The 11424-nt window shown below is 39.3% G+C and carries 12 protein-coding genes and 1 tRNA gene; 8 read left to right on the top strand and 5 right to left on the bottom strand.

What is annotated here, in order from left to right; all coding sequences use genetic code 11:
- Positions 1 to 1575 precede the first annotated feature (1575 nt).
- On the bottom strand, positions 1576 to 2631 hold the full coding sequence (gene psbD, locus K2F26_RS09445; RefSeq protein WP_096566291.1) for a photosystem II D2 protein (photosystem q(a) protein): 1056 nt from the start codon (positions 2629 to 2631) through the stop codon (positions 1576 to 1578).
- Between the two features lie 345 nt (positions 2632 to 2976).
- Between psbD and K2F26_RS09440 the strand changes: the two genes are divergently transcribed.
- The 5 genes from K2F26_RS09440 to K2F26_RS09420 all read left to right on the top strand — a co-directional run bounded on the left by K2F26_RS09440 (position 2977) and on the right by K2F26_RS09420 (position 6387).
- Complete coding sequence (locus K2F26_RS09440) at positions 2977 to 3252, top strand: UPF0367 protein family (protein WP_220611249.1); 276 nt, start codon at positions 2977 to 2979, stop codon at positions 3250 to 3252.
- Between the two features lie 14 nt (positions 3253 to 3266).
- Entirely contained in the window at positions 3267 to 3944 is a 678-nt protein-coding gene (locus tag K2F26_RS09435; RefSeq protein ID WP_194054143.1) for an ABC transporter ATP-binding protein, read from the top strand.
- A gap of 324 nt (positions 3945 to 4268) precedes the next feature.
- Complete coding sequence (locus K2F26_RS09430; RefSeq protein WP_220611248.1) at positions 4269 to 4817, top strand: NYN domain-containing protein; 549 nt, start codon at positions 4269 to 4271, stop codon at positions 4815 to 4817.
- 269 nt (positions 4818 to 5086) lie between these two features.
- Positions 5087 to 5158: transfer RNA gene (locus K2F26_RS09425), tRNA-Asn, on the top strand.
- 23 nt (positions 5159 to 5181) lie between these two features.
- Positions 5182 to 6387, top strand: coding sequence for an aminotransferase class V-fold PLP-dependent enzyme (locus tag K2F26_RS09420; protein WP_220611247.1), 1206 nt, complete (start codon positions 5182 to 5184; stop codon positions 6385 to 6387).
- Positions 6388 to 6456: 69 nt separating this feature from the next.
- Here K2F26_RS09420 and K2F26_RS09415 read toward each other — a convergent pair whose 3' ends face one another.
- Complete coding sequence (locus K2F26_RS09415) at positions 6457 to 7296, bottom strand: M56 family metallopeptidase (protein WP_220611246.1); 840 nt, start codon at positions 7294 to 7296, stop codon at positions 6457 to 6459.
- A gap of 15 nt (positions 7297 to 7311) precedes the next feature.
- The gene (locus K2F26_RS09410; RefSeq protein ID WP_220611245.1) at positions 7312 to 7731 is read right to left on the bottom strand and encodes a BlaI/MecI/CopY family transcriptional regulator; all 420 of its coding nucleotides are present in this window, start codon (positions 7729 to 7731) and stop codon (positions 7312 to 7314) included.
- Positions 7732 to 7874: 143 nt separating this feature from the next.
- On the opposite strand from K2F26_RS09410, the gene K2F26_RS09405 reads away from it, so the two are divergent.
- The 3 genes from K2F26_RS09405 to K2F26_RS09395 are packed head-to-tail and all read left to right on the top strand — an operon-like array spanning position 7875 to position 9323.
- Positions 7875 to 8324, top strand: a complete 450-nt coding sequence (locus K2F26_RS09405; protein WP_220611244.1) for a DUF29 domain-containing protein — start codon at positions 7875 to 7877, stop codon at positions 8322 to 8324.
- A gap of 48 nt (positions 8325 to 8372) precedes the next feature.
- A complete protein-coding gene (locus tag K2F26_RS09400; protein ID WP_220611243.1) occupies positions 8373 to 8822 on the top strand; it encodes a DUF29 domain-containing protein in 450 nt (149 codons plus the stop codon).
- A gap of 48 nt (positions 8823 to 8870) precedes the next feature.
- Positions 8871 to 9323, top strand: coding sequence for a DUF29 domain-containing protein (locus K2F26_RS09395; RefSeq protein ID WP_220611242.1), 453 nt, complete (start codon positions 8871 to 8873; stop codon positions 9321 to 9323).
- A gap of 94 nt (positions 9324 to 9417) precedes the next feature.
- Here K2F26_RS09395 and K2F26_RS09390 read toward each other — a convergent pair whose 3' ends face one another.
- Complete coding sequence (locus tag K2F26_RS09390) at positions 9418 to 10497, bottom strand: RNA-guided endonuclease InsQ/TnpB family protein (protein WP_220608164.1); 1080 nt, start codon at positions 10495 to 10497, stop codon at positions 9418 to 9420.
- Positions 10498 to 10506: 9 nt separating this feature from the next.
- Positions 10507 to 11157, bottom strand: coding sequence for an IS607 family transposase (locus K2F26_RS09385; RefSeq protein WP_220611727.1), 651 nt, complete (start codon positions 11155 to 11157; stop codon positions 10507 to 10509).
- Between the last annotated feature and the right edge of the window lie 267 nt (positions 11158 to 11424).

Genomic DNA, 11424 nt, shown 5'->3' with positions numbered 1-11424 from the left:
ACGTTAAAAAATCATGCAATTAACTTATGTAAAAGCATCTAAATCATAGTTTTATATTATAAAATATCTCAGCCTAATGATCAAGATAAAATTTATCAATTAAATACCGCGCAAATAAGCTGGTATCATATTCTCAATCACAACCAAGCAATTAACTATTTTCCACTCACACCACACATATACAGGACAAAAACATAAAAGCAGCTTTTGCCAAAAGTGTTATAAATATTCATAGTTTTTATCATCAAAGATGGTAAAATATACATAAATCTCCAAGAGCTAATGACTATCAAATCGAGGGGTGAAAGTCCAGCTACTACAAGCTTCCTGCGTATATCGCTAAAAAAGGAGTCAAGCCTAGGTGCAAGAGCAAGAAAACGCGGTTGATACGAGGCAATCAAAACAATTAGGAGAAGTGCAAAAGTAGTCCCAGCGGCTTTTAGCTGAGGGATATGGGGTATTGCAGTTTGCCCATTCCGGATAACACCGGTCAAAGTAGTTTGAAGACATTTGTCCATAAAATTACTAACTGTTGGTAAATGATTTAAAAAATCACATCTGTTAGATTAAATTTCTTTGCTGTTGCAATTGGACAATTTCCTCTATTAGCAAAAACCTCTCTCTATTTTGAGGATGTCCTGCTAAGTCTGAATGTTCCATGAAGCGCAGCTAAATTCTTTTAAATAAGCCATAGCCAGTTGTTTGACTTGGGAACAATATAATAGATATGTTAGTGAAGAGCTTGTCCTAAGTTGACCATTTTATAGACAAAAATATACTTATGTTGACAAAAATTGACATAAGTTAGCTCAGAAAAATGCCAACTTGATATATAATCCTCAGATATCAAGTATTGAATCAGACTATTACCGACGCGAAAACCAAGCATTGATAGTGATAGTCTGTTTCCAAATCTTAACCTGAGAAAGTCGCGTTGGGCTACAGCGTGCAAGTCTACTGAGGGATAACCGCTCCCATGCTCCCGTTGAAGTAGAAAGTAAAGTCTAGCTTTGTCTAGGTTTTATATAGCAGATTTCAAAAACAAATAGAATAATTGCAGCATTAAAAAATAATACACCCATAAAAGACTATCCGCCCTAAATTAAATCTGATGATCTAACTTAGGGCGGTCTAGCGGGTCTTCAGGTTGCAACCAGACTGCCGGAAGGAACTCCGACTTTTAGCCTAGCTACTTGAGCTAACTTAGTATCTCAGGATAACTAAGGCTAACTTTTAGAGAACAGCCCCGGCGCACAGCCGGCTAACTGCAACCTGATGACCCATGCTTTTACTACTTTCTATCATGGGCATCACCTCCTTGTTGCCTAATCGGTCTTAGTTTCAAAAAGGCAGAGCGCAAAACTCTGGGTTTTTAACCTGAAATTATCATAACACAAAAAATTATTTTGGCAATAGTCAGGAGGTGATTGGTGATTGGTGATTGGTGATTGGTGATTGGGTAAAAATCAATAATGACGGCTAATGACTAATGACTATTAAAAAACCCCAGACTATAAGCCTGGGGGTAAATTAAAAAGGATGAATACTAAAGGATTTGATTAATTCATCATCAAATTAGAGAGCGTTACCACGTGGTAATACTTCTTCAGGGAATACAAATTGTTCGTGGGGTTGGTCTTGAGGAGCCATCCAAGCGCGGATACCCTCGTTCAACAAAATGTTTTTGGTATAGAAGGTTTCAAATTCTGGGTCTTCTGCTGCCCGTAATTCTTGGGAAACGAAGTCATAAGCCCGCAGGTTTAATGCTAAACCAACGATACCTACTGAACTCATCCACAACCCGGTTACGGGTACAAACAACATGAAGAAGTGTAACCAGCGTTTGTTGGAGAAAGCGATACCGAAAATCTGTGACCAGAAACGGTTTGCTGTCACCATTGAATAGGTTTCTTCTGCTTGGGTAGGATTGAATGCGGGGAATGTGTTTGAACCTTCGCCGTCTTCAAATAAGGTGTTTTCTACGGTTGCACCGTGGATCGCACACAGTAATGCACCACCGAGAATACCTGCTACTCCCATCATGTGGAAGGGGTTGAGTGTCCAGTTGTGGAAACCTTGCAGGAATAATAAGAAACGGAAGATTGCTGCTACTCCAAAGCTGGGTGCAAAGAACCAGCTAGATTGTCCCAAGGGGTACATCAAGAATACGCTGACGAATACGGCAATGGGACCGGAAAATGCGAGAGCGTTGTAAGGACGAATGCCTACAAGTCTGGCAATTTCAAATTGGCGTAACATGAAGCCAATCAAACCGAATGCTCCGTGCAGTGCTACGAATGGCCATAAACCACCGAGTTGACACCAACGGGTGAAATCACCTTGTGCTTCTGGTCCCCACAGGAACAACAGGGAATGTCCCATGCTGTCTGCGGGTGTGGATACTGCTACTGTCAGGAAGTTTGCACCTTCTAAGTAGGAGGATGCTAATCCGTGGGTGTACCAGGAGGTAACGAAGGTTGTACCGGTTAACCAACCGCCTAATGCGAGGAAGGCACAGGGGAATAATAAAACACCTGACCAACCTACGAATACGAAGCGATCGCGCTTTAACCAGTCGTCTAGTACGTCAAACCACCCTCTTGACGGGGCGCGTCCAACTGCAATGGTCATGAGAAAAATCTCCGAATATTATAAGTACGGATTTTACCTGCTTATATTTGGTTATCATACAACCGCCTGTAAGCAGATATTTAACCAGATTGTTAATCTAGTTTACAATTTTTTACTGTCTCTAATCATAATAAGTGCTTTTCTCTAATTTTTCCAGTGTTCTTGGAGATAAATTTTAATCTTGGTAATGGGTAATGGGTAATGGGTAATTGGTAATTGGTAATTGGTAATGGGTTAACCAATGCCCAATGCCCAATGCCCAATGCCCAATAACTAATAACTAATAACTAATGACTAATAACGCTAGAATTATTCCTACAGTCAGTGAAATGTGATTACTTGTAAATGTTTACCATCGACTTAAGCATCAGAAATACTGCTTTCCCAATCTCAGTACAACGTAAGTCTGCTGAAGATGCTGAAGCTGTTTATCAGCTTATTTTAGCAGCAATGCGTACTGGCAACCCCGATATTGTTGAACTCAAGTGCGAAGGCAAAACTGAGAAAAAAATTGCTGTCCGTGCTAGTGAAATTTCGGGAGTCCAAATTTCGCAGAAAGATGGTGCAGCTAGTAGCAGTGGTAAACCTCCGGGCTTTGCTGCTTTCACTATGGCTGAATAAACCAAGGTATAAAAATGACAGCGGTAGGCATTGAAGTTAATAATTTGAACTTCTTTTGGCCTAGTGGGGAGCAAGTAATTAAATCTTGCTCTCTCAAAGTCCCTAAAGGTGAATTTTGGATGCTTTTGGGTACTAATGGCAGTGGGAAGTCAACTCTTTTAAGATTAATCGCCGGTTTATTAGCTCCGCAGTCTGGGGAAATTGGTATTTCTCCTCCTGTGGGTTTTGTGTTCCAAAATCCTGATCATCAATTAGTTATGCCCACTGTTGGCGCTGATGTGGCTTTTGGGTTGGTGGAGGAAAAGTTGCCACCTGCTATGGTCAAAGCTAGGGTAGAGGAGGCTTTAGGCGCAGTCAATTTACTATCTTTACAACGCAGGCCTATTTATGCACTTTCTGGTGGACAAAAACAGCGTGTGGCAATTGCTGGGGCGATCGCTCGTCACTGTGAAGTTTTATTATTAGATGAACCCACGGCTTTATTAGATCCAGATAGTCAATTAGATTTAGTAGCTAGTGTGCGTCGTTTGGTAAAAAATCGCGGTATTACGGCTTTGTGGGTAACACACCGTTTGGATGAATTAAATTATTGTGATGGCGCGTTTTTATTAGAAAGAGGTGTTTTAGTTGATGCGGGTGAAGCTGAACGTCTCAAACAGCGACTAATGACAATAGATGGGGAATCTTTGTGAAATAGGTGACAGGTGACAGGTGACAGGTGACAGGTGACAGGTGACAGTTGATAGACAAGAGATATGAAGAAATTTCTTGTCTTTTGCCTTCTGTTCCCTGTTCCCTGTTCCCTTAAATATAAGAATTATTTATTTTTAGATAAAAAACTTTTATAACTCGGATTTTTAGTTGCTTTTCCCAAGTATTGCCCTCTGTCAGAGAGTGTATTTTCATTATGGGAGGCATTTTTTATTTTCTGTAGCATGATGTTACAAGCTATACTTCAATTACTATAAGTCTTATGAATGATTTTTGTTAACTCTAGATAATTGTGATTAAAAACCATGCCCCGTTCTATCATCCCATCCATTTTGTTAGTGGATGGCTACAACATTATAGGCGCTTGGCCTTGCTTGAAAAAAACTCGTGATGATGCTGGACTAGAGGCAGCACGAGGTGAATTAGTGGAAGCTATAACTAATTATAGCGCGTTTCAAGGATATGAAACTCAAATTATCTTTGATGCCCAATATCAAAACGCTGCTGGTAGTCGAGAAATGATTACAGAATTTCTCACAGTGCATTACACAGACTTTGGACAGACCGCAGATACTTACATTGAAAAAGCTTGTGCGGGTTTACGTCACCAAATCGCCCAGTGTTTAATTTCTCGCGTCATTGTTGCCACATCAGACCGAGCGCAGCAGTTGATGGTTCAGGGGTATGGGGCCCAATGGTTATCAGCACATCAATTATGCGGTGAAGTGGAAGCTACGGTTTGTCGGATGCGTCATAGATATCAACCCAAGAAACAACCCAAAAGCAGATTTTTAGCTAATGCTATTGATGATCAGGCTAGACAGAAGTTAGCACAATTAAGAATGGGACTTTAATTTACGATTCGCAAAAATATCTGAACTCCTTACCGGGAGTGGCTTTAGCCTGGAATCAATTATATTATATAGCAGGAGTCAGGAGTGAAACCCTTTTGTAATCAGAGTTTCACTATTTATTGATGTCCTAAATACTCTGTGTACGGCTATATGTACCAGCAGTATAAAAACAATATCGAAAATTAAATCAAAAAATAAATAAAAAAATTTTTGCCAAAGTAGTTGACATCATCTGTTTTTCAGTCTAATATAGTAATCATTGCGAGCGTTCCTCAGTAGCTCAGCGGTAGAGCGATCGACTGTTAATCGATTGGTCGCTGGTTCGAATCCGGCCTGGGGAGTTCAATAAATAAAAGGATAAAGCATGAAGAAAGAAACAGAAAATTTCAAACTTCATGCTTTTGATTTTGAGAAGTTCTGGTCACTTGATCCAGAGGTGATATTTCTCAATCATGGGTCTTTTGGTGCTTGTCCAAAAGCGGTTTTGGAGGTTCAGCAAAGATTACGTCAACAGCTAGAAGCTGAACCTGTGAGGTTTTTTGGCCGAGATTGGGAAATATTGATAGATAATGCTAGAAGCAAATTAGCAAAGTTTATTGGTAGTGATTTTGAAGATTTGGTATTTGTGCCGAATGCGACGACAGGGGTGAATGCTGTACTGCGATCGCTGAATTTTTCACCAGCAGACGAAATTCTCACAACTAACCATGAATATAACGCTTGCAGAAATGCCTTAGATTTTATTGCGAGTCGCACAGGTGCGCGGGTGGTGGTGGCTAAAATTCCTTTTCCTATTGCTTCACCGCAGGAAGTAGTGACAGCAGTGATGGAACAGGTTTCACCAAAAACAAAGTTAGCACTGTTAGATCATGTTACTAGCCAAACGGCGTTAATTTTCCCTATTCAAGAGTTAGTTAAGCAGTTGCAAGCACAGGGAGTAGATACCCTGGTTGATGGTTCTCATGCACCGGGGATGATTCCTTTAAATTTAGTGGAAATTGGCGCGAATTATTATGTAGGTAATTGTCATAAATGGTTATGTGCGCCCAAGGGTGCAGGTTTTTTATATGTGCAAAGGGATCAACAAACAAAAATCCGCCCTTTAACAATTAGTCATGGTGCAAATTCTCCCCGAACTGATAAAAGTCGCTTTCAATTAGAATTTGACTGGATGGGTACGGATGATCCGACTGCTTATATGTGCGTACCAAAAGCAATTGATTTTATGGATTCCCTGTTACCTGGTGGGTGGATAGAATTAATGCAGCGTAATCACCAGATGGTTTTAGCAGCGAGAAACTTACTTTGTGAAGTGTTGGAAGTTGCGCCGGTTTGTCCAGAAGAAATGATTGGTTCAATGGCAGTTTTACCAATTTATAGAAAGTTAGCAGATTGGGATTTTATGTTTTTCCATGATCAGTTATTGGATAGATTTGGAATTGAAGTGCCTGTGATACCTTGGGAGGGAAATCCGCGTTTGTTGATCCGGATTTCGGCACAGATTTATAATCAACTTGAGCATTATGAGTATTTGGGTAAAGTCTTAACCCAAGTTGCTAGTGAGGAATAAACTGAAAAACCTTTAATTTGCACAGTTAAGGCGGGCAAGATGCCCAACCCACAAGAGTTTTAATGTTGATCAGGTATGGAAAATCACCGTTACCAAAGGCAGAAATGCTAATAGAAAAATATGCCAAGATTGGAATGGCATTTCTGAAGTTGGTTCTGTTGGTGTTAATAAAGCGTCTATTCTTTGTTCCAACCGATCAACAGCAGAAGAACCTAAAGCTGCACAACAAACTTCTGATGTTAGGGTTTGGTTACTCACCACTAACAATAAAGATTCCGCTAAAATTAGGGGATCTACTTGGGAAGCTGCATAACTATCAGCCCTTAATTCTCGCAACATTAATAATTCTTGCCAAAGTGCTTCTGTATTTGGCAACCAGGAGGTACAAGAACGCACCCAGCCGAGCCAAAAAAACCAGAATGTATCCCTATATTGGTAATGTCCTTGTTCGTGTGCGAGAACGCTTTCTAGGTGTTCTGGGGAGAGATTTTCTACCAATCCTTGACTGACTACTAATTCTGGTTGCCAAAATCCCATTTGACCGGCAAATAAAGCCTTGGTTTCTAGGAGTCTGACTGATTTACCTGCTAGATTGATTTGTGGACATTCACGGGCAGATTTTACAGATTTCCAACCTTGAAAAGCCTGTTTAATGCCTAAAATGTTGAAAATAGCGAGAAAAATTAAGGACAGGAGATAGCTAAAAGAACCTGTAGACATTCCTCCCATTTTCCCCTGTGTACCCATGCAAAACACAGCGGTGACAGTCATGAAGATGAGTAAGGGAGGAAAGAGGAATAAAAATAGAGTTTTTCGCCATCTTAAATGCCAATTTCCTGCGGGGATGTGGGCATAATGTCGTAAACTGTAGGCGATCGCCCCAGCAATAAAAATCATGAGTAGGTGCATAATGTGATTTGTCTCCTATTTTTCTCCCCTGGCTTGACGTGCAGCTTGAATGCGTTTGGCGATCGCTTCTATTTGTTCACTAGCTGTTTCATCTAAACTATCAGCAAAGGCGGCAACTACATCAGGATTACCTACTGCTAAAAATCGCTGTAGTTGTTCGTGGGCTTTTATCATCTCTGCTTGTTGTTTGGTGAGCAATGGCCGCCAATAAAAGGCTTTTCCCTGTTTATCGCAAGCTAACCAACCTTTTTCTGTGAGACGACGTAAAACAGTGGTGACAGATGTATAAGCTAGTTCGCGGTTAGGATCGGAAAGAATGCGATCGTGTACATCTTTGACTGTAGCTGAACCAAGTTCCCAGACAATGCTGAGAATTTCTGCTTCTAAAGGACCAACGGATAATTGTTTAGGACGGTAATCTGGTAATGGAGCCATGTTGATGGTTTGAGCGATGAGGTTGTTTATATTTCCAGGTTACAGTTTGATTGTCGGTTTGCCACTCTTAAAAATATCAACTTAAACATTCTCAACTGGCTTTAACTTAAACTTGAGTTAGGTCACGTCAGGTAAATAAAGCAATGACACAGACACAAGTTGCAGTATCTTTATATGAGGAAGACTATTTACTGTGGATTGAAGATACAGTCAATAAGTTACGGAGTAGGGATATTGAGGAGTTAGATTTTGATAATCTGATTGAGGAGATAGAGAGTTTGGGGCGATCAGATAAACGAGAACTGGAAAGTAGACTCAGGGAGCTTTTGGAACATATCCTCAAGCGAAAATACGTAAATATGCCAGATTGTTATCGCGGGTGGGTAGAATCAATCATTAAACAAAGAATTGGCATTAGAGATTTATTAAAAGATTCACCTAGCCTCAAACCATATTTTGCAAAAGTGTTTGATGAAGCTTATGCAGATGCTCTCAAAGTTGTTTACAAGAGTTATCCGCAGTGTGAGTTTCCTGATACATGGCTTTTTAGCCGTGATATTGAGGCGATGTTGAATGTGGATTTTTGGGAATAGTTAAATAGTTAAAAATATTTATTTACACTTGAATGAGGATATCAAGCAATGACACAGACACAAGTTGCAGTATCTTTATATGAGCAAGATTATTTACTGTGGATTGAAGATACAGTCAATAAGTTACGGAGTAGGGATATTGAGGGGTTAGATTTTGATAATCTGATTGAGGAGATAGAGAGTTTGGGGCGATCGGACAAACGAGAACTAGAAAATCGGCTAGAAGAGCTTTTGGAGCATATCCTCAAGCGAAAATACGTAAATATGCCTGATTGTTATCGTGGGTGGGTAGAATCAATCATTAAACAAAGGAATGGACTCAGAAAGTTACTCAAAAATTCACCCAGTCTCAAGCCTTATTTTAGCCAAGTGTTTGATGAAGCTTACGCAGAAGCTCTGAAAATTGTCCGCAATGGTTATCCGCAGTGTGAGTTTCCTGATAAATGGCTTTTTAGCCGTGATATTGAGGCGATGCTGAATGTGGATTTTTGGGAATAGTTAAATAGTTAAAAATATTTATTTACACTTGAATGAGGATATCAAGCAATGACACAGACACAAGTTGCAGTATCTTTATATGAGCAAGATTATTTACTGTGGATTGAAGATACAGTCAATAAGTTACGGAGTAGGGATATTGAGGAGTTAGATTTTGATAATCTGATTGAGGAGATAGAGAGTTTGGGGCGATCGCAAAAACACGAACTTGAAAACCGGCTAGGAGAACTTCTTGAACATCTTCTCAAGCGGACTTATGTAAATATGCCTGATTGTTATCGTGGGTGGGTAGAATCCATTGACAAGCAAAGGGTATCTCTGAAGCGATTACTCAAACAAGCACCGAGTTTAAAGCCCTATTTTAACGAAGTTTTTGATGAAGTTTACGAAGATACTCTCAAAATTGTGCGTCGGGGTTATCCGCAGTGCGAGTTTCCTGATACATGGCCATTTAGTCGTGATCTTGAAGCGATGCTGAATGTTGATTTTTGGGAAGATTAAAAATGGGAAATCCTGCTATATAAAACCTAGACAAAACTAGACTTTACTTTCTACTTCAACGGGAGCATGGGAGCAGTTATCCCTCGGTAGACTTTCACGCTTTAGCCAAACGCGATAAATTAATTGCAGCATTCAGATCCCTATCCATCTCAAAACTACAGTTCTCGCAGTGATAAATTCTTTCAGATAAAGAAAGACTATCTTTTCTATGTCCACAGTGAGAACAGGTTTTACTTGATGGATAAAATCTATCAGCAATTATAATTTCACAACCAAACTTTTTAGCTTTATATTCTAGCTGACGCTTAAACTCATGAAACCCACAATCAGCTATTGCTTGGGCTAATTTATGGTTTGATAACATCCCTGAAACATTCAAATCTTCTACTACTATCTTGGCGTGGTTTTTGCATAAGTAAGTAGTAAGTTTATGAAGAGTATCTTTTCTCAGGTTTGCTATTCTTGCATGATGTCTAGCCAGTTTAATTTTAGCTTTATGCTTATTGTTTGAACCTTTAGCTTTTCTACAATAGACTTTGGATAATCTTTGTAGTTTAGCTAGATTCTGTTTATAGTGTTTAGGATTAGGAAATATAACACCAGTGCTTAGTGTAGCTAGTTCCTTGACTCCTAAATCAACACCAACAACAGCATGGTTTTTGATAGTTGGTTGACATTCTTGTTCATAAGAAAAGGCTATATACCAACTATCAGCAGTCCTGGAAATAATAATACTTTTACAGGTGGTGTGAGGTAATCCTTCATAAGTTTTTACCCATCCAATTGTCGGTAGTTTTATTGATGTACCACCTACAGGAATTGGTTTACCACCTGCATCAATTGTAAAACTATCATTTTTTCCTTTCTTTTTGAAGTTAGGATATTGAGACTGTCCTTTAAAGAATCTTTGAAAAGCTTCACCTAAACTATCAAAGGCGTATTGAGTGATTTTCTGGCAAATACCTTTTTCTTTAATCCATGCCAATTCAGGTTTTACATGATTATTAAAGAATTTCTTGAGGATGTATTTGTTTGGCTTTAATCCATCTTTGTACAAATCCTGCCAAGTAGCTAAACCCCAATTATAGGTAAACCTTGCTATACCAGCGTGTTTAGCCATGAATATTTCCTGGGTTTTGTTTAACTTGAGTTTTGTTTTGATAGATAAAAGCATTGCTCGACCTCAACACTGTATTTCTTTGCTGTCTAAATCTGACATATCTTGTACAGGGTTGTCAATAGCATTTTTGAGATGATCCTTGATTTCTTTGGAGTAATTCCTCAATCCGTACAATCGACAAGAAAAGCAGTGGATAATTGCCATTAGGTCTTCCACTAATTCTTGTTGAGGTGATAAAGATTCCTGATTTGCAACTATGATCTGACACCTCACGGAACTTGCTAATTCCATAATAAAGTCAAAAGCAAACCGACACATTCTGTCTTTGTGCGCCACAACAATTGTCGATATTTCGCCTTTAAGCATTGATAACATAATTGATAAAAACTTTTTTCTTTTAAAGTTTAATCCGCTTCCAATCTCTGAAACCCAATCATCAACAGCTAACCCACGACTCAAACAAAATGTTTCCATCGCGGATACTTGGTTTCTGAGTTCGGGTTTTTGGCTACTCGAAGAAACTCTACAATAAACAACTACTTTTCGTTTTGAGTCTACAGGTTTTAATCCCTGGGTAATCAGTAAATCATCTTCAGTATAAAAACGATGCCCCGACAATGTTCTTTTGGCTGGAAGTCTTCCTTCAACATCCCATCTTTGCAAGGTCTTGACTGAAACTCCGATTTTTTTAGCAAATTCATGAGGTTTAAACATAAAGTCACTCATAGGTTTGTCTATGAGTGTACAGGTTTGTCTATTAAATTGTCAACTTAGGACAAGCTCATGTATACAATCTGCTATATAAAACCTAGACAAAGCTAGACTTTACTTTCTACTTCAACGGGAGCATGGGAGCGGTTATCCCTCAGTAGACTTGCACGCTGTAGCCCAACGCGACTTTCTCAGGTTAAGATTTGGAAACAGACTATCACTATCAATGCTTGGTTTTCGCGTCGGTAATAGTCTGATTCAATACTTGAT

The organism is Sphaerospermopsis torques-reginae ITEP-024 (genome assembly GCF_019598945.1).
GTDB lineage: Bacteria > Cyanobacteriota > Cyanobacteriia > Cyanobacteriales > Nostocaceae > Sphaerospermopsis.
This window is presented reverse-complemented; position numbering and strand designations above follow the sequence as displayed.